At 35.2% G+C, this 21,537-nt stretch carries 11 protein-coding genes; 10 read left to right on the top strand and 1 reads right to left on the bottom strand.

Annotated features, from left to right (window positions below; all coding sequences use genetic code 11):
- Positions 1–9: 9 nt before the first annotated feature.
- From BMY56_RS10265 to BMY56_RS10250, 4 genes are all read left to right on the top strand, one after another.
- Complete coding sequence (locus BMY56_RS10265) at positions 10–1,344, top strand: quinol:cytochrome C oxidoreductase (protein ID WP_091623593.1); 1,335 nt, start codon at positions 10–12, stop codon at positions 1,342–1,344.
- 31 nt (positions 1,345–1,375) lie between these two features.
- Complete coding sequence (locus BMY56_RS10260; protein WP_091623590.1) at positions 1,376–2,479, top strand: cytochrome c oxidase subunit II; 1,104 nt, start codon at positions 1,376–1,378, stop codon at positions 2,477–2,479.
- A gap of 63 nt (positions 2,480–2,542) precedes the next feature.
- Positions 2,543–4,375, top strand: a complete 1,833-nt coding sequence (locus BMY56_RS10255; protein ID WP_091623587.1) for a cytochrome c oxidase subunit I — start codon at positions 2,543–2,545, stop codon at positions 4,373–4,375.
- Between the two features lie 127 nt (positions 4,376–4,502).
- Entirely contained in the window at positions 4,503–5,330 is an 828-nt protein-coding gene (locus BMY56_RS10250; RefSeq protein ID WP_091623585.1) for a GIN domain-containing protein, read from the top strand.
- Here BMY56_RS10250 and BMY56_RS10245 read toward each other — a convergent pair.
- A complete protein-coding gene (locus tag BMY56_RS10245; protein WP_091623582.1) occupies positions 5,327–7,591 on the bottom strand; it encodes an acyl-CoA dehydrogenase family protein in 2,265 nt (754 codons plus the stop codon). The genes BMY56_RS10250 and BMY56_RS10245 overlap by 4 nt on opposite strands.
- A 130-nt stretch (positions 7,592–7,721) precedes the next feature.
- On the opposite strand from BMY56_RS10245, the gene ruvB reads away from it, so the two are divergent.
- The 6 genes from ruvB (at position 7,722) to sov (ending at position 21,404) form a co-directional block, all read left to right on the top strand.
- Positions 7,722–8,744 carry a Holliday junction branch migration DNA helicase RuvB gene (gene ruvB, locus BMY56_RS10240; RefSeq protein ID WP_091623579.1) on the top strand — a complete coding sequence of 341 codons (1,023 nt, stop codon included), beginning with the start codon at positions 7,722–7,724 and terminating at the stop codon, positions 8,742–8,744.
- 2 nt (positions 8,745–8,746) lie between these two features.
- Positions 8,747–9,667, top strand: coding sequence for a tRNA epoxyqueuosine(34) reductase QueG (gene queG / locus BMY56_RS10235; RefSeq protein WP_091624451.1), 921 nt, complete (start codon positions 8,747–8,749; stop codon positions 9,665–9,667).
- 167 nt (positions 9,668–9,834) lie between these two features.
- Complete coding sequence (locus BMY56_RS10230) at positions 9,835–11,154, top strand: MFS transporter (RefSeq protein ID WP_091623576.1); 1,320 nt, start codon at positions 9,835–9,837, stop codon at positions 11,152–11,154.
- Between the two features lie 116 nt (positions 11,155–11,270).
- Entirely contained in the window at positions 11,271–13,565 is a 2,295-nt protein-coding gene (locus BMY56_RS10225; RefSeq protein WP_091623574.1) for an NADP-dependent malic enzyme, read from the top strand.
- Positions 13,566–13,637: 72 nt separating this feature from the next.
- The gene (gene ruvA, locus BMY56_RS10220) at positions 13,638–14,219 is read left to right on the top strand and encodes a Holliday junction branch migration protein RuvA (protein ID WP_091623571.1); all 582 of its coding nucleotides are present in this window, start codon (positions 13,638–13,640) and stop codon (positions 14,217–14,219) included.
- 66 nt (positions 14,220–14,285) lie between these two features.
- Entirely contained in the window at positions 14,286–21,404 is a 7,119-nt protein-coding gene (gene sov, locus BMY56_RS10215) for a T9SS outer membrane translocon Sov/SprA (RefSeq protein ID WP_091623568.1), read from the top strand.
- The last annotated feature ends 133 nt before the right edge of the window (positions 21,405–21,537 follow it).

The raw sequence follows: 21,537 nt of genomic DNA, 5'->3' as shown, positions 1-21,537 counted from the left end.
AACAATACTATGTATACGTTTTCAAATAGACTTAAAATAGCTTCCATTATTCTAATGATTGTAGGTGCATTAGGAATCATTGGAGGATTTGTTATGGCTCCTGGAACTATAGCAGAGGCAAAGGCCATGGTAGCAAGTCATGACGGTGGTCATGGTGATGCACACGAAACTGAAGCTGCACAGGCACCAAAAGAAAATGATCATGCTGTTGCTGATACACATGGTGAAGAACATGATTCTTCTCATGATCAACATCTATTAGATCAATTAAAAAATAGGCCATGGGCTGCATTATATGTAGCGGCATTCTTTTTTATGATGATATCATTAGGTGTTTTAGCCTTTTATGCTATACAACGTGCTGCGCAAGCAGGATGGTCGCCATTACTCTTTAGAGTGATGGAAGGAATAACATCTTATTTGGTTCCTGGGGGAATTATTGTTTTTGTTATACTTCTACTTTCGGTATTACATATGAATCACTTGTTCATCTGGATGGATGCTGATGTAGTAGCAGATGATGCTTTATTACAAGGTAAGTCCGGTTATTTAAATCCTACTTTCTTTTTAATTAGAGCCGCGATATTTTTAGCTGGATGGATAGGATATAGAGAATATTCAAGAAAATTGTCATTGGCTCAAGATGAGTCTGATGATAATTCAAACTTTAAATTAAACTTTAGAATTTCTGCAGGTTTCTTGGTATTTTATTTAATATCAGAATCTATTATGTCTTGGGATTGGATAATGAGTGTTGAGCCACATTGGTTTAGTACGCTATTTGGTTGGTATATCTTTGCAAGTATGTTTGTGTCTGGTATTACTGTTATTGCAATGGTTACCATATACTTGAAATCGAAAGGTCATTTGCCAGACGTTAATAATAGTCATATTCATGATTTAGCAAAATTTATGTTCGGTATTAGTATTTTCTGGACATATCTATGGTTTTCACAATTCATGTTGATTTGGTACTCGAATATTCCTGAAGAAGTAACATATTATATAACTAGAATTGCAGATTATAGATTGCCTTTCTTTGGTATGGTAGCTATGAACTTTTTGTTCCCTGTACTATTATTGATGAATAGTGATTATAAAAGAATTAATTGGTTCGTTATATTGACAGGTATTGTAATCCTTGCAGGACATTATATGGATATATTCAATGCTATTATGCCATCAACTGTTGGTAAGAACTGGTACATTGGAATTCCTGAAATTGGTTCAGTATTATTTTTTGCAGGATTATTTATATTTTGGATTTTTAGAGCACTTTCAACTGCTCCCTTGCAACCTAAGAGAAACCCGTTTATTGAGGAAAGTAGACACTTTCATTATTAATAGATAAGTAAGTATAACATTTATATATACGATGACGACATTATTGACTTTAGCTGTTCTTGTTCTTGTAGCGATTGCCATTTGGCAGTTGACTAAAATCTTTGAATTATCTCAGCTTAAAACTGCGAATCACCAAATAGCTACGGATAGCGATAATAAGAATAACGGTTACATGTTATTCGCATTTTTGGTGTTTATATACGGAATAACTATTTTCAGTTTTTGGAAATATGGTAAATTCTTATTGCCAGAAGCTGGTTCAGCTCATGGAGAAGAGTACGATAGTTTGATGCTAGTTTCTATGGTAATCATTTTCATTGTACAAACTATTACTCAGGCATTATTACACTATTTTGGATATAAGTACAGTGGAAAAAAAGGTCAAAAGGCATTATTTTATGCTGATAATGATCGTTTAGAATTTATCTGGACCATTATACCGGTAATTGTTTTAGCAGGTCTTATTTTATGGGGTCTTTATACTTGGACAAGTATTATGGATGTCAATGATGAGGATGATCCTTTAATTGTCGAGCTATATGCCCAACAATTTAACTGGACGGCTAGATATGGAGGTAGTGATAATGTTTTAGGCGGTGCTAACGTAAGAATGATTGATATTGATAAAGCAAATGTTCTTGGTTTGGATGAAGCAGATTCATATGCTCATGATGATGTTATTGTAAAGGAACTTCATTTGCCAGTAGGTAGAAAAGTAAATTTTAAAATGCGTTCTCAAGATGTTTTACATTCTGCTTATATGCCTCATTTTAGAGCACAAATGAATTGTGTGCCTGGTATGATAACAGAATTTTCTTTTACACCTATATACACAACGGAGGAGATGAGATTAAATCCTGATGTTGTAGATAAAGTGAAAAGAACAAATAAAATTCGTGCAGAAAAATCCGCTAGTACTGGAGAAGTTATTGATCCATGGGAATTTGATTATATTTTGCTTTGTAATAAGATTTGTGGAAAATCGCATTATAATATGCAGATGAAAATCATCGTTGAATCTGAGGAAGATTATAATAAGTGGATGAAAGATCAATCAACTTTTGCTGAAACAGTTATGAAAGATGATTCTCAACCCGCTTTCAATATGGTAGAATCTGTAGAAGTGGAGGAGTAATTCGGTATTACTCGAATAGAAAAAGGCTATAATAAGAAAATTAATAAAATAAAGATTACGATTATGTCAGCAACAGCACATGCACATGTAGATGATCACGCACATGACGATCATGGACATCATCATCATAAAGAAACTTTTGTAACAAAGTATATCTTTAGTCAAGACCATAAAATGATTGCTAAACAATACCTTATTATTGGTGTTTTGGTAATGGGTTTTATTGGTATTGCAATGTCATTATTGTTTAGAATGCAATTGGCTTGGCCAGGAGAGTCTTTCGCTATTTTTGAAGCTCTTCTTGGTAAATGGGCTCCAGGTGGTGTAATGGATGCTGATGTGTATTTAGCATTGGTTACAATGCATGGTACCATAATGGTGTTTTTTGTACTAACCGCGGGTTTAAGTGGTACATTTAGTAACCTTCTAATACCACTTCAAATTGGTGCTAGGGATATGGCATCTGGGTTCCTTAACATGGTTTCATTTTGGTTATTTTTTGTTGCTAGTGTTATAATGGTAATTTCATTATTTGTTGAGGCTGGCCCTGCAGCAGCTGGTTGGACGATTTATCCACCTTTAAGTGCATTACCTATGGCTCAACCTGGTTCTGGTATGGGTATGACGCTATGGCTAGTTTCAATGGCCATTTTCATTGCGTCCTCCTTGTTAGGTTCTTTGAACTATATCGTTACTGTAATTAACCTTAGAACTAAAGGCATGTCTATGACTAGATTGCCTTTGACAATTTGGGCTTTCTTTGTAACAGCTATTATTGGGGTAGTTTCCTTCCCTGTTCTATTATCAGCGGCATTGTTGTTGATAATGGATAGAAGTTTTGGAACTTCATTTTTCCTTTCAGATATTTTTATTCAAGGAGAGGTGCTTCACTATCAAGGAGGGTCACCAGTATTATATGAGCATTTATTTTGGTTCTTAGGTCACCCAGAAGTATATATTGTATTATTACCTGCATTAGGTATTACATCAGAAGTTATGTCAACAAATGCACGTAAACCAATTTTTGGTTACCGTGCCATGGTTGCTTCAATACTTGCTATAGCATTTCTTTCAACAATAGTTTGGGGTCACCATATGTTTATCTCAGGTATGAATCCTTTCTTAGGTTCCGTATTTACATTTACAACATTATTGATTGCAATACCATCTGCGGTAAAAGCATTCAACTATATAACCACGTTATGGAAGGGTAATTTGCAGCTCAACCCTGCAATGTTATTCTCTATCGGTTTGGTTTCTACTTTTATTAGTGGTGGTCTAACGGGTATTATTTTAGGAGATAGTACATTAGATATAAATGTTCATGATACCTATTTTGTAATTGCTCACTTTCACTTAGTAATGGGTATTTCGGCATTATATGGTTTGTTTGCTGGTGTATATCATTGGTTCCCTAAAATGTTTGAAGGAAAAATGATGAACAAGAATTTAGGGTATGTTCACTTTTGGGTAACCGCTATATGTGCTTATGGTGTATTTTTTCCAATGCACTTTGTCGGTATGGCAGGTGTGCCAAGAAGGTATTATGAGAATACAGCTTTCCCAATGTTCGATGAGTTAACAGATATACAAGTATTGATGACTGTGTTTGCAATCATTGCAGCTGCGGCACAATTAGTTTTCGTTGCGAACTTTATTTATAGTATTTTCTACGGTAAGGTTGGACCACAAAATCCTTGGAAATCTAATACGTTAGAATGGACTACAGAACAGAAGCATATTCATGGTAACTGGGCTGGTGCTATACCTGAAGTTCATAGATGGGCATACGATTATAGCAAAGTTGATGAGAATGGGGAATATATAATTCCAGGTCAGGATTTTGTCCCACAAAATATTCCTTTACAGGAAGATGAAGAGGAAATGAATCATTAAAAAATTAAAAATAAAAAAGCCCAACTTATATAAGTTGGGCTTTTTTTTGCTAACTCCTTAAGATATTGCTAAGTTATTTTTAGATAACATAAAAAGCAATATCTTCATTTTTAAAAAAAATAAGATTATGAAAAAGTTCGCCCTTCTGTTAATTGTTTCGGTTATTTCATTTCAAACTTATTCTCAACGAAAACCAAAAATAAAGGGTAATAAAAATGTTATTGAGGTAAGAGAAGATTTAGAACCTTTTACCGCTATAGAACTTTCTGATGATTTAGATATCGTTCTTCAAAAATCTTCTCAAGAAGGATACGCTTTAGAGCTAGATGATAATTTATTGGATGTGCTTAGATTTAAAGTGGATAATGGTATTTTGAAAATTTCATCTTTCTATAATATTACCTCTAAAAGAAAGCTTGATATCACTATTTTCTTCCAAGAATTAAGATCTGTAAAGATGTTAAATGGAAAGATTAGTATGAAAGATGTTATTTCAACAGATCGTTTAAAGGTTCAAACATCTGGCACTTCTAGGTTAGAATTAAATGCTACTGCTGATATTATCGATATTACAATGGAAGAAATTAGTTCAGGTGATTTTAATTTGGCAAGCGATTCTCTAAATGTAATTTTGAAAGATAGAATTGATGTTAAACTATATACTACAGGTTCCAATAATCATATATATATGTATGAAAATGCTTCAGCTAAGGTTGAAGGTACTGCAGACTTTTTAATGGCCAAATTATATGGTAATAGCTCATTGAAAGCGTCTGATTTACAGGCAAACGATGTTCTTTTGATTACAGAAGACTCTCCTAATGCTGAAGTTAGAGTGTTAAGTAATTTTCAACTTAGTTCTAAAGGAGGTTCTAGAACAAAACTTTTTGGTGATCCGAAGATTACAATTTCAGACTTTTTAGATACATCAAGGTTAGAAAAGGAAAATAACTAGTTTGCTATAGGTGCGGTTAAACAATGGTCAGGTATTCCAAAACCATCTACTAAGCTATCTAGATGTGGTCTCAATTCTGTACAGAGTCTTTCAACACGTTGTCGTATAGCTTTTGATTTGGAGCTACCAATATAACCTTGTTCTAAATACCAAGAGGCATCTTTTCTTATTTCATAAAGAGCGTAAAGTATTCCTAGTTTTTCAAATAGTGCTTTGTGTTGAGGATCTGTTATAGTACTGTTGTGCTCTATAAACGATTTGTATGCAAGTTCTACGCTATATGCTTTGCCAAGTGTTATTAAGTGAGTCTGTACTTTAAGAAAGGCTTGGTAAGAAGGAATTCCTTTTTTAATATAACCTCTAATTCTCATGGCTATAGTATAGGTCAATCTTCGTGTTCTATGTTCAAAAGCATGTATATGAAACTTAGCATTGTACAAATGGTCTTTATCCGTTTTGTTGGTGTATAGTGGGTTTACGTTTGATAGTTTATCGCTTATTTGTGAACTCAATAATTTTAGTACCGTTGAAAAGCCTGCGCTATTGAATTCTGCTTTAAAGTCAGAAAGCACTCCCTTAGCTGCTAATTGCAACAGAACATTATTGTCCCCTTCAAATGTGGTAAAAATGTCAACATCGCCTTTTAGATCTGCAATACGGTTCTCTAACAAATACCCTTTGCCGCCACAGGCTTCTCTGCATTCTTGAATAGTGTTATTTGCATACCATGTAATAATAGATTTTAATCCTGCTACTTGTGTTTCTACTTGTCTTTTGTCGGGTTGAGACTCATCACAATAAACCTTCATCATTTTATCTAAGGTAATGTGATAGACATAAGCACTTGCGACTAAAGGTGTTAATCGCAATTGATGCGATGGATAATCCATCAATAAATCTTCTTGAATTTTAACACTATCATTAAACTGTCTTCTTTTCAATGCGTGTTTTATAGCTACGGTAAGTGCGAATTTCGCACCTCCTAGACCAGCTCTGGCAACGCAAATCCTTCCACCTACTAAGGTGCCTAACATGGTAAAAAACCTTTTATTCGGATTTTTTATTTCCGAATAATAATTTCCATTACCGAGAATTGTTCCATATTTATTTAACAAATTTACTTTAGGCACTGAAACCTGATTAAACCATATTTTTCCATTATCAACACCGTTTAGACCTAGTTTGTAGCCATTATCTTCAACTTCTATTCCTGGTAGTAATTCATGGTTTTCATTTCTTAGTGGAACTAAAATTGCATGAACTCCTTCATTTTTTCCATTAACGATTAGTTGGGCGAAAACAGAAGCCATTTTAGAATGCAATGCATTACCGATATATTCTTTATTGTCATTTTTCCCGGGAGTATGAATAACCAGTGTTTCTGTAGTGTGGTCGTATGTTGCTGTGGTCTTTATTCCTCGTACATTAGAACCATGACCTGTTTCTGTCATTGCAAAACACCCTAAGAGATTAGCAGAACCAGCATCGGTAAGGTACTTATCGTGATGTTTTTTAGTTCCTAATTTTTGAATACTACCTCCAAAAAGCCCGAATTGAACACCAAATTTTATTGCCAAACTCCCATCAACGAACATCATGTTTTCGAAAATTGAAGCGTAACCTTCCATGTCGCTTTTACCACCATAGGTTTCAGGGTAGGCCATAGCGCCATAACCCTTATCTGCTAAAAATTCTACTTGCTTTAAAACATGATTTCTGAACTCTTCTTTATTTCTGCGTATCTTCCAAGAAAATATGGGGTCTTTTAAAATTTGTCTAAAATTATCGACTACCTCCGCATGATTTCCTTTTAAAATTCTATCAATTTCTATAGCAGAATATTGAGCCGAGTTTTTATCTACATCGATATGAACATCGAATAAATGGTTGTAATGATTCGGTTGAATACCAAGATTAACTTCTATTTTTTTAATATGGTCATTCAATGCAATTCCGTTATGATAATGCGAAGCAACTTTCTGGCTAAATGCTGTTAAAGGATAGGTCTCATACTCTACTAATTTTACACCGCTGTTAGTGATGATTTGTTTCCAAGATTTGAATAATTGATTTTTAGGCGGATTTTTTTTATCCAACCAATTACGTAGTTGTTTTTTATCACTTTGGGTTAAAGAGATGTCCTCTGTTATAGCATTTTCAACGACATTAATTTCAGATGCTGATAATAGGTCGTCAGACCAGATAATATAAAATATGGCAATATATTGAAGAACTTCTGCGGTATAATTTTCTTTTGTCATACTATGAATTTACAATTTTTATGCCTAATTCTAATGAGTATATAATGCGCTGTATGTCTATTTGTTAAATTAAATTTAGAAAACTACCTACCAAAGAAGTTATATTGTGTTTGTATATCTTTGTGAGTATATGAATGAGCATTTAGACCCATCTGCTGAAGGTTTCTCAAATGAGGAATTGGATATTGAAAGAGCATTACGCCCAATTAATTTTGACGATTTTACAGGTCAAGAACAGGTGCTTGAAAATCTTAAGGTCTTTGTTGAAGCTGCCAATAGAAGAGGTGAAGCCCTTGACCATACCTTGTTTCATGGCCCTCCAGGATTAGGAAAAACCACTTTGGCCAATATCTTGGCTAATGAATTGGGAGTAGGAATAAAAATTACTTCAGGTCCTGTTTTAGATAAACCTGGTGATTTAGCAGGATTGCTAACCAATTTAGATGAACGCGATGTATTGTTCATAGACGAAATACATAGATTAAGCCCTATAGTTGAAGAATATTTATATTCAGCTATGGAAGATTTTAGAATTGATATAATGATTGAAACTGGGCCTAATGCCCGCTCTGTTCAAATTAATTTAAATCCGTTTACGTTGATTGGAGCAACTACCCGCTCGGGCTTATTAACTGCACCAATGCGGGCTAGGTTCGGTATTCAAAGTAGATTGCAATATTATTCAACAGAATTGCTTTCTACAATTGTTGAACGTAGTGCCGAAATATTACGTGTTCCAATTACCCAAGATGCAGCAATTGAAATTGCAGGAAGAAGTAGAGGTACACCTAGAATTTGTAACGCATTACTAAGAAGAGTTCGAGATTTTGCTGAAATTAAAGGTAATGGCTCCATCGATATGGAAATTTCAAAGTTCAGTCTTAAAGCTTTAAATGTTGATGCTCATGGTTTAGATGAGATGGATAATAAAATTTTGACTACAATTATCGATAAATTTAAAGGAGGCCCAGTCGGAATTTCTACATTAGCTACAGCAGTATCTGAAAGTTCAGAAACCATTGAGGAAGTGTATGAACCGTTTTTAATACAACAAGGTTTTATAATGCGAACGCCTCGTGGGCGTGAAGTAACTGAGCTTGCTTATAAACATCTCGGTCGTGTAAAGGGCGGAATTCAACCAGGGTTATTTTGAGTATTGATATAAAATCTAAATGGACCAATAGTATTAAAACCGAAGCCAAACGCCTCGGTTTTTTATCATGTGGTGTATCCAAATCTGATTTTTTGGAAGAAGAGGCACCAAGACTGGAAAAATGGCTCAACAATAATATGCATGGCGAAATGGGATATATGGAGAACCATTTCGATAAACGTTTAGACCCTCGTTTGTTGGTAGAAGGTTCTAAATCTGTGATTTCACTTCTTTTAAATTATTTTCCAGAAGAAACACAAGTAGCAGATACCTATAAAATTTCTAAATATGCATATGGCCAAGATTATCATCATATCATTAAATCCAAATTAAAACAATTACAAGAATTTATTACAGAAGAAATTGGTGAAGTCAACGGGCGTGCCTTTGTAGATTCTGCCCCTGTTTTGGATAAGGCATGGGCTGCTAAAAGTGGCTTAGGATGGATTGGTAAAAATAGTAACTTATTAACTCAGCAAGTAGGGTCTTTTTATTTTATTGCAGAGCTAATCGTTGATATAGAATTGGAGTATGATCATGCGGTGACAGATCATTGTGGAACTTGCACGGCATGTTTAGACGCCTGCCCAACGCAAGCAATTGTTGAGCCTTATGTCGTAGATGGTAGTAAGTGCATTTCTTATTTCACTATAGAATTGAAAAATGAGTTGCCCATTGATGTTAAAGGAAGTTTTGATGACTGGATGTTTGGTTGCGATGTTTGTCAAGATGTATGTCCTTGGAATCGGTTTTCAAAACCCCATAAAGAACCGTTATTCAACCCTAATCCTGAATTGCTCTCAATGACAAAAAAAGACTGGGAAGAAATTACTGAAGATGTTTTTCAAAAAGTCTTTAAAAAGTCTGCTGTAAAACGAACCAAGTTTGAAGGTCTAAGTAGAAATATCAAGTTTTTAAAATAAAATAGGTTACTCAATCGTTTTCGAAAGCTTTTGTTTCTTAGAAAGATTGTGCTAAGGCTTAATTATATTATATTGCTTATTGGTTAATATTGTGTAATTCTAAAATTATACAAGGTTCTAATAAGAATACTGTAATTCCTTATCTAGTTAAAGATTAATAAACGTAAATGAAAATAAAAAAACCGAGTCTTAGTTTTTGGCAGATTTTTAATATGAATGTTGGGTTTTTAGGAATTCAATATAGTTTCGGATTACAGCAAACAGCCATTAATCCTATTTTTTTATACTTAGGTGCACCTGAAGATATGCTTCCAATTCTAAATATTGCAGGACCAATTACTGGGTTAATTATTCAACCTATAATAGGTGCAATGTCAGATAAAACATGGTCAGAACGATGGGGTCGACGTAAACCCTTTTTTTTAATTGGTGCAATTTTGGGAAGTTTGTGCTTATTCGCTTTTCCAACCAGTCCTGTGTTATGGTTTGCCGTAGGACTTTTGTGGATTTTAGATGTGGGTAACAATATGGCCATGGAGCCGTATCGCGCATTTGTTGGTGATAAATTACCAGAAAAACAATTGAGTCTAGGGTATCAAATGCAAAGTTTGTTTGTCGGCGCTGGTATTCTTTTGGCCAATGGTTCTATTGTATTATTTCAATACTTATTTGGCGGTGAATCTGTAGAATTGGCAGGTACCATCCCTACTTGGTTGTATTACTCATTTTATATTGGTGCAATTCTTTCGATTACTACAATATTATGGTCTGTTTTAAAAACACCTGAAATTCCACCTACTTCCGATGAACTAGCAGATATTAATCAGGCAAAGGCTAAGCCTTTTGCCGAGCGTATCGCATTGCCTTTTATTGAAATTTCAGAGTCCATTAAGAAAATGCCGAAATTTATGTGGAAGCTTGGTGCGGTTTATCTTTTTCAATGGTATGCTTTGTTTATTTATTGGCAGTATACAACTCCGTTATTTAAACTAACAATGGGGTATTCTACCGGCGAAGCGGCATCTCAATCCGCACAAATGAGTTTAACCTATAATATTGTGACTATGCTTGTAGCTTTGGCTTTAGTGCCGTTGACACTAAAGTACGGAGGTAAAAAAGTGTATGCGTTAAGTTTGGTAGGTACGGCGATTGCCTTATTTGCAATTCCATTCATTCAAGACCCCATAATGGTATTAGTGCCAATGGTTCTTTTTGGTATTGGCTGGGCGGCAATGATGGGGATTCCTTACACCATGGTTTCAAAAGTGGTGCCTCAGGAAAGACGTGGTGTTTATATGGGAATATTAAATATGATGATTGTAATTCCTATGGGTGTTGAAACACTTACATTCGGCCCTATTTATAAGTATTTATTAGGTGGAAATGCCGTTAATGCGATGTTATTTGCAGGTGCGTTTTTCGTTATTGCAGCATTTTTTGCTATGCGTTTGAATGTAGATAAAAAGGAAGAAGCCTTGGAATTATAATTATTTTAATTCTTGCCGGTTCACTTTAGGGTAATATTTTTATTAATATAAATATAGCTTCTTTTCACGCTTCTATAAAGATTACCTTTAAATTTGTTTTTTTAAAATAGAAGAGCATGAGCAATGAAAAGCTAAGAAGGGAAGCACTTATTTATCACGCAAAACCACAACCTGGTAAGATAAAGATTGTACCAACAAAACCTTATAGTACACAACGAGATCTTGCTTTGGCGTATTCACCTGGCGTTGCAGAACCATGCTTGGAAATAGCTAAGGATAAAGAAAACGTTTATAAATATACTTCTAAAGGAAATTTAGTAGCCATTATTTCAAACGGTACGGCTGTTTTAGGTTTAGGTAATATTGGTCCTGAGGCTTCTAAACCGGTGATGGAAGGTAAAAGTCTTTTATTCAAGATTTTCGCTGACATCGATGGTATCGATATTGAAGTGGATACCGAGGACGTAGATAAATTTATTGAAACGGTAAAGATGATTGCTCCAACTTTTGGAGGAATTAATCTGGAGGATATAAAAGCTCCTGAGGCATTCGAAATAGAGCGTCGATTAAAGGAGGAACTCGATATTCCTGTGATGCATGATGACCAGCATGGAACTGCCATTATTTCTGCTGCGGCATTACTAAATGCATTAGAACTCTCCAATAAGAAAATGGAGAACGCCCGTATTGTAATCAGTGGTGCCGGTGCGGCGGCTGTTTCATGTACTAAACTGTATAAAGCTTTTGGGGCGAAGGCAGAGAATATTGTAATGCTCGATAGCAAAGGTGTAATTAGAAAAGATGCTGAAAATTTATCAGAATCCAAGAAAGAGTTTGCTACAGATAGAAAAATAGATACGCTTGATGAAGCCATGGTGAATGCAGATGTATTTGTTGGGCTATCCATTGCGAATGTAGTATCACCGGCGATGCTTACTTCTATGGCAGAGAATCCGATTGTTTTTGCAATGGCTAATCCGGATCCAGAAATCGCCTACGATTTGGCTGTTGCCACCCGTAAGGATATTATAATGGCAACGGGAAGATCTGATCATCCAAACCAAGTAAATAACGTGCTAGGTTTTCCATTTATTTTCAGGGGAGCTTTAGATGTTAGGGCAACCGCAATTAACGAGGCTATGAAAATGGCTGCTGTGAAAGCACTGGCCAATTTAACAAAACAACCTGTGCCAGAGCAAGTAAATATTGCATATGGTGAAACTAGGTTGACTTTTGGAAAAGAATATATAATTCCGAAACCTTTTGATCAACGTCTAATTTATGAGATACCCCCAGCTGTTGCCAAAGCGGCAATGGAAAGTGGCGTAGCAAAAGCACCTATTCAAGATTGGGACAAGTATCGAGAAGAATTAATGATGCGTTCTGGCAATGATAATAAAGTTGTTCGCCTATTGCATGGTAGAGCTCGTACTAATGCTAAGAGAATCGTATTTGCAGAGGCAGACCATTTAGATGTTTTAAAGGCGGCTCAGATTGTATATGACGAAGGTATCGCTATACCTGTGCTTTTAGGTAGAAAAGATATTATTTTAGAATTAAAGAAGGAATTGGAGTTTGATGCCGATTTGGCAATCATTGATCCAATGTCAGAAGAATTTGATGAGCGTCATATACGTTACGCTACTAAATATTGGGAAAGCCGTAAACGAAGTGGAGTTACTTTTTACAGTGCAAAAATAAAAATGCGTGAGCGTAATTATTTTGGAGCTATGATGGTTTTAGAAGGTGATGCCGATGGTATGATATCGGGTTATTCAAGAGCTTATCCAACAGTGGTGAAACCAATTTTGGAGGTAATTGGAAGGGCAGCTGGAGTGAAAAAAGTGGCTACTGTAAATATTATGATTACTGAAAGAGGGCCTTTGTTTTTAGCAGATACTTCTATAAATATTGAGCCAAATGCTGAAGAGCTAGCAGATATTGCACAAATGACTGCAAATGTAGCTTCTAACTTTGGATTTGATCCGGTTCTGGCGATGTTAAGCTATGCTAACTTTGGATCTTCTTCACATCCGAATGCAAGAAATGTTAGGGAAGCAGTTCGAATTTTGCATGAAAAAAAGCCTAACTTAGTTGTTGACGGTGAAATTCAGATAGATTTTGCGCTTAACAAGGAGTTGCATCAAAGTAAATTCCCATTTTCAAAACTTGCAGGAAAAACTGTAAACACATTGATTTTTCCAAATTTAGAATCGGCTAACATTACGTATAAATTGCTTAAAGAATTAAATAAAGCAGATTCAATTGGTCCGATTATGGTAGGTTTGAGAAAATCTGTGCATATCATGCAATTAGGGGCAAGTGTTGATGAAATAGTTAATATGGCTGCTGTTGCCGTCATTGATGTGCAAGAGCGCGAAAAGCGCAAAAAGGCAAAAGAGACAAAATAATTTTATTTAAAAGAAAAATAGAAATAGGGAAATAAGTTTGAAACTTGATTTCCCTATTTAATTTAAGGGCATATGATACATCACCTAAGGGGTAAATTGGTAGAGAAGAATCCAACACATATTATTATTGAATGTGGTGGAGTTGGCTATTTTGTGAATATATCATTGAATACGTTCTCTAAATTACCAGCACAGGAGAATATTTCCATATTTACCCATCTTCAAGTGAAGGAGGATTCTCATACCTTATATGGTTTTATGGAGAAATCTGAACGTGAAATTTTCAGATTGTTACTGTCAGTTTCAGGTATTGGTTCAAGTATTGCCAGAACAATGCTTTCTTCAATGTCACCATCTCAAATTAGAGATGCAATTGCTAATGGCGATGTCCCCGCGATTCAAGCAATTAAAGGAATTGGAGCTAAAACTGCCCAACGTGTAATTTTAGATCTTCGAGATAAGGTATTAAAAGTCTATGATATAGACGAACTTTCACTGAGTGCAAACAATACAAATAAAGATGAAGCGTTATCTGCTTTAGAAGTTCTAGGCTTCGCACGTAAACAGGCAGAACGGGTTGTCGATAAAGTGCTTAGTCAAGATTCTTCCTTAAGCGTAGAGAATATTATTAAACTCGCGCTGAAAAATTTGTAATAAGTTTAAAAAATCAGGGCAATTAAAAATCTTAAAACTTCTTTTAAGTATATCTTTCTATTCTGTATGTTTTTTGGTTCTATGGCGGTTGTTATGGCGCAAGAAACAGAGGAACAGGAAATTGATTCTGTAAAGACAGGATTTGATCTTGGTCGTATACTTCTTGAGAATCCAGATAGTATCGTTTCCAAATATATTTACGACCCAAAACTTGATCGTTATATCTATAATGAAAGCGTAGGGGATTTTAATATAGGATATCCAATAATTCTTACTCCTGATCAATATTTTGATTTTATAGAGAAAGAAGGTATTAAATCTTATTTTAAAGAAAAGTCCGATGCTTTTTCTGGCAGAAAAGCCGGTAGTGAAGAAGCACGTAAAAACTTACTTCCTAATTTTTATGTGAACAACAATTTTTTCACCTCCATATTTGGAGGTAATACTATAGAGATAATTCCACAGGGTTCTGTAGCTATGGATTTAGGTGTTATTTGGCAAAAGAACGATAACCCATCCCTTTCCCCGCGTAATAGAACCAATCTTTCATTCGATTTTGATCAGCGTATTAGTCTTAGTATGTTGGGTAAAATAGGAGAACGTTTACAGGTAACCGCAAATTATGATACCGAAGCAACTTTCGATTTTCAGAATATTGTAAAGCTTGATTATACGCCAACTGAAGATGATATTATTCAATCTATCGAAGTTGGTAATGTGAACATGCCTTTAAATAGTTCCTTAATTCAAGGAGCGCAGAGTCTTTTTGGTGTAAAGACCAAATTGCAGTTTGGTAAAACATCGGTAACTGCAGTATTTTCTGAACAACGTTCGCAAAATAATACGGTAGTTGCTCAAGGCGGCGGTACGTTAAACGAATTCTCATTGACCGCTTTAGATTATGATGAGAACAGACACTTTTTCTTATCTCAATATTTTAGAGATAATTATGATCGTGCACTTTCAACGTATCCATATATACAAAGTCAAGTTCAAATTACACGTATAGAAGTTTGGGTTACCAATAGAAGTCAACAGACATTGAATGTGCGAAATGTTGTTGCGATTCAAGATTTAGGAGAGTCTAATAGAGACAAAACTAGAGTTGGAATAAATAATGGAAGTGGAGCAAATTTCTTTAATGGAGTTGGCGATTTAAGACCAAGAAACAATGCAAACGATTATGATCCGGCATTAATTGGAAATGGAGGTGCATTAAACGATAATATTAGAGAAATAGCAACTGTAGAAGGCGGTTTTAATGCTGCAAGTTTTTCTGGAGGGTATAGTCCGAACCAAGGTTTTGATTATGCGTTATTGGAGAACGCTAGAAAATTGGAGCAGGGCAGAGATTTTGAGTACAATACCCAATTAGGTTATATTTCTTTAAACCAAAGATTAAGCAATGATGAGGTATTAGGAGTCGCTTTTCAATATACTTTTCAAGGTGAAGTATTTCAGGTTGGTGAATTTGCGAACGGCGGGTTAGAAGCTACTACGGTTTCACAAGGTGCAAATCCTATTATTGAGAACAATACCCTTGTACTTAAATTATTAAAAAGTAATATTACCAACATCAACGATCCTATTTGGGATTTGATGATGAAGAATATATATGCTACCGGTGCATTTCGTTTGAGCGAAGACGATTTTAAGTTGAATATTTTGTATTCTGATCCTACGCCTAGAAACTATATTACACCTGTTGAAGAAGGTCCTGGTTCAGGTTGGCCTGAAGGCTTGGAGGAGCGTATTCTTTTGAACGTCTTTAATCTAGATAGATTAAATGTATATAATGATATTCAACCAGGTGGTGATGGTTTTTTTGATTTCGTAGCCGGTCAGACTATAGATGTACAAGGTGGTCGTATTATTTTCACGAAAGTAGAACCGTTTGGTCAATTTCTATATGAACAATTAGAGAACGGTAACAGTGGTCAATATAATAATACATCTGGGTATAATGCTAACCAAGAGCAATATGTCTTTAGAGACATGTATGAACTGACGAAGGCTGCTGCATTACAAGATCCAGAAAAAAATAAGTTCTTATTAAAAGGTAATTATAAATCAGAAGGTAGTAACGGTATTCCTATTGGCGCATTCAATGTTCCGCGAGGATCTGTACGGGTTACTGCAGGAGGTCGACAACTGCAAGAGGGAATTGATTATACCGTAAATTACCAAGCAGGAACCGTACAGATTTTAGATCCTAGTTTAGAGGCTTCTAATGTTCCTATCAATATTTCTGTAGAGAACAATGCAGTGTTTGGTCAACAAACACGTCGATTTACAGGTGTAAATGTTGAGCATCAAATCAGTGAAAAATTTGTTCTGGGTGGTACCTTGTTAAACTTAAATGAACGTCCGTTAACACAAAAATCCAATTACGGGGTTGAACCGGTTAACAATACTATTTTCGGACTAAACGGTAATTTTTCTACCGAAGTACCTTGGTTGACACGTATGGTTAACAAGCTTCCAAATATCGATACCGATGTTCCATCGAATGTATCCATTAGGGCTGAGATGGCCATGTTAAAACCTAGTTCTCCGAAAAATGCAGACTTCGATGGGGAAACAACTACTTATTTAGATGATTTTGAAGGTGCTCAAGCATTAATAGATATTAGAGCTTCGTTAGGTTGGTCTATATCAAGTATGCCTTTAGAGTTTGGAAACGGAGGTCAACTTTTCGGTAGTTCTCCTGACGATGCAGACAACTTATTAAATGGTTATGGTAGGGCTAAATTATCATGGTATACCATAGATCCTATCTTTTATACCAATCAAAGACCTGCAGAAATAAGTGATGATGACGTTTCTACAAACCCTACGCGTAGAATATATATCGATGAAGTTTTTCCACAGACCGATGTTGCTCAAGGTCAAACTCAGGTGCAAACTACCTTAGATATGGTGTACTATCCATCAGTAAAAGGACCTTATAATAACAACCCAAATTTTAATGTTGATGCACCTAGTGAAAAATGGGGTGGTATGATGCGCTCACTAAGTAGTACCGATTTTGAGCAAAGTAATGTGGAGTTCGTTCAGTTTTGGGTAATGGATCCGTATGTAGATGGTATTGCATCAGGTTCAGGAGAACTAGTACTAAATTTAGGTAATATTTCAGAGGATATTTTACGTGATGGTAAAAAGCAATATGAAAATGGATTACCGGGAGTAGATAGTAACGATTTTATAGCACCTACCTCATGGGGCGAAGTACCTGCAACACAATCTTTAGTTTATGCATTTGATGCTAGTGAGGCTAATAGAAGTTTGCAAGATATTGGTTTTGATGGATTGAATGATGTTAACGAAAGTTCAGTTTTTACGAATAATAATGGTAGTGATCCAGCCTTGGATAATTACTCTTATTATTTGAATAGAGAAGGAAGCATCTTAGAAAGATATATAGATTTTAATAGTCCTGAAGGTAACTCACCCGTTTCTGTAACAAATACCGATAGAGGTTCTACAACGTTACCTGATGTTGAAGATATCGATAGAGATTTAACTATGAATACGGTCAATAGTTATTACGAATATCGAATAGCGATTAAACCTAACACATCAATTAATGATAAATATGTAACCGATATTAGAGAAGGTGTAGCTAGTGGTACTAGAATACCAAATGGAGATGATGTAAATTATAGATGGATTCAGTATAAAATTCCATTAAGTGATTTTAGCGATGCTGTTGGTGGAATCACTGATTTTAGGTCAATAAGCTTCATGAGAATGTACATGACGGGTTTTAATAATCCTACTGTACTTCGTTTTGCAACCTTAGATTTGGTTAGGGGAGATTGGCGTACGTATACTAAAACATTACAAGATAAAGATGTAGATAATGATCCTTCCGATGATGGTACGACCTTAGATGTAAATACGGTAAATATTGAAGAAAATAGCAATAGAACGCCTATTCCATATATATTACCACCTGGTGTTATTAGAGAGCAATTAAACAACAACAATACAATTATCCGTCAAAATGAACAATCTCTTTCTTTATTGGTAGAGAATTTAGAGCCTCGAGATTCTCGTGGTGTATTCAAGAATTTAAATATCGATATTCGTCAGTATAAGAATTTGAAAATGTTCATGCACGCTGAAAAAATTGTAGATAGTGATTATGCAGATACGTCTACACCATTGGTTGGTTTCTTAAGAATGGGAACAGATTTCTCGCAAAACTTTTATCAAATAGAACTTCCGTTAGAATTTACTCCCTTTACAGCTGTTTCGGATAGTGAGGTATGGCCAGAAGCAAATGAGATGAATATTGCCCTTAGTGATTTGAACAAAGTGAAGTCTCTATGGATATCTGATGGTGATTTAAGTGATATTCGATTTTTCGAAGTAGAGAACGGTGAAGTCATTCCAGTAAATGAATTCGATGTTCGTACATCTGGAAGAATAAGAATTGGAATAAAAGGTAATCCTTCGTTGGGTAGTATTCGTACCATAATGGTGGGTATTAAGAACCAAGATATTTTACCCGCTAGAGGTGAGGTATGGTTCAACGAACTTCGTCTTGCCGGTTTAGATAATAATGGAGGTTGGGCTGCCATTGCTGCCATTGATGCCAATATTGCCGATTTTGCAAATATCAGTGCAACTGGTAGTAAGAGTACTTCTGGTTTTGGTTCTATTGATCAAATGCCAAATGAACGTGCTCGTGAAGACGCCATTTCTTATGATGTTGTTACGAATGTTAATGTGGGTCAATTACTTCCTAAAAAATGGGGAATTCAGTTACCGTTCAACTACGGAATATCTGAGCAGGTAATTACTCCTGAGTTTGACCCGGTATATGATGATTTAAAACTTGAGGATAGAATAGCCGCTGAAGATACACAAGAAGGAAAAGACGATGTTTTAGAACAAGCGGAAGATTATACAAAGAGAACAAGTATTAATTTAATAGGAGTTCGTAAGGACCGTGGAGAAGAGGCCGATGCCAATTTTTATGATATTGAAAACTTCACTTTTAACTATAGTTATAACGAAACAGATCATCGCGATTTTGAAATTTCACAATTAAGGGACCAAACGGTGAATACCGGTTTTGTGTATAACCACAGTTTTGAACCTTTAGAGGTTGCTCCATTTGCAAAAAAAGATTCACTTTTTACAGGTAAGTACTGGCAATGGCTAAAAGATTTAAATTTAAACCTATTACCATCGACCATTGGGGTGAACTCCAACATTAATAGACAGTTTAATTCACAGCGATTTAGAGATGTGTATCAAGAGAATGAGGATAGAATTCAATTACCAGAATTGCAACAACGTAATTATCTATTTAATTGGCAGTATGCGGTTAATTATAATCTAACTAAATCATTACGATTAAATCTTACGGCATCGAACAATAATATTGTTCGTAATTACCTTAATGATGATGAGCCCTTAGAATCGGTAGATAGAATTAACAATGCGCTAGGGTTATGGGACGGTTTCTTTGATATTGGTGAGCCAAACAGGCATTCACAACAGATGCAATTAAATTATGAAGTTCCTTTTGCAAAAATACCTGCTTTAGATTTTATTAGTACACAATATACCTACACCAGTAATTTTGATTGGCAACGTGGCGGCGATGCTATTCTAGCGGTGGTAGGTAGTGATGTCAATACCGTCCAGAATGCAAATACGCATACCATTACATCATCATTGACCTTACAAAAATTCTATGATATGATAGGGCTGAAAAAGCGCGCAGCTCCAAAAGCACCTACCGCCGGACCAATTAGAAGGGATAAAGCAGGAGTGCCAGCAGAGGATCAAGCAAAGATTAAGGGTAAGACAAGTGATATGTTCAATACAGTAGTTGATATAGTTACTATGGTTAAAAGATTGAACCTTAACTACAGTGAGAATAATGGTACAGTACTACCTGGGTATACGCAATCGGTTGGGTTTATGGGTACCGCCCGGCCAACAATAGGTTTTGTTTTCGGTAGTCAGGCTGATGTTCGTTTCGAAGCGGCTAAAAATGGTTGGTTAACAAATTTTCCGGAATTTAACGAGCAATTCATTCAAAGAACAAATAAGCAATTAAATATTACTGCTACAGCACAACCGACAAAAGATATTACTATTGATTTGGTTGCTGATAGACAATATTCAGACAGTTATCAAGAAAACTTTAATGTTGAAGATCAAGAATATAATGTGCAGTTGGGTAACAACTATGGTAGCTTTAGTATTTCTACCATGATGATTGGTACCGCATTTGGTAAAAGTGATGAGTTTGATTCAAGTACTTTTCAGCAGTTTAAGGAAAATAGAATTACGATAGCAAATAGATTAATTGCTGATAGGTCTCAACCATTCGGTAATCCAGATGATGATGGTTTTCCACAATTGTATGGCAAAACCCAGCAAGAAGTTTTATTGCCTGCATTCTTTGCAGCGTATACAGGGCAAGATGCTAGTCGTGTTAACTTAGACACGTTCAGAGATATACCAATTCCTAACTGGAGCATAAAGTATACAGGGTTGATGAAGAGCAAATGGTTCAAAAAGAAATTCAAACGGTTTTCTTTAAGTCATGGATATCGTTCTTCATATAGTATTAACTCGTACCAGACGAATCTTGAAAAGGTTCAGTTACGTAATGATGGTTTGCCTCAAGTTGATCCTGAAAATGGCGATTTGTTGTCAGATTTAATTTTGAATAACGTAGTGCTTACAGATCAATTTAATCCGCTAGTACGGGTAGATTTTGAGATGAAAAACTCTATCAGTATTTTGGCCGAGGTTAGAACAGATAGGGCTTTATCACTAAGTTTTGATAACAACCTTATGACTGAAATAAATGGTAAAGAATATACGGTAGGTATGGGGTATCGATTTAAAGATGTCAAATTTGTGACAAATATTGGTGGAAATAAAACGAGATTAAAAGGAGATTTAAATTTGAAGGCCGACGTAACATTGCGTGATAATATTACTATTATTAGAAATCTAGATATTAACAACAATCAAATAACTTCGGGGCAAAATTTAATGTCACTTAAATTTACTGCAGATTATGCACTTAGTAAGAACCTGAATGCTTTGTTCTTTTATGATCATTCTTTTTCGAAATTTGCGGTTTCTACTGCATTTCCACAAACTACAATTAATACAGGGTTTACCATACGCTACAATTTCGGTAATTAATAAAAGACTCAATTAGTCTTAGAAATATTCTATTATCAAGATTTCAATTCAAACTATAACATCGGTTAATTTTTTGATAAGCTAATTGGAATACTATACATTTGCCGAAGTAAAAAAATAATAAACGATTATA

The organism is Maribacter orientalis (assembly GCF_900109345.1).
Taxonomy (GTDB): Bacteria; Bacteroidota; Bacteroidia; order Flavobacteriales; family Flavobacteriaceae; genus Maribacter; species Maribacter orientalis.
The sequence above is the reverse complement of the archived record's forward strand: the minus strand, read 5'-3'. Positions and strand labels throughout refer to the sequence as shown.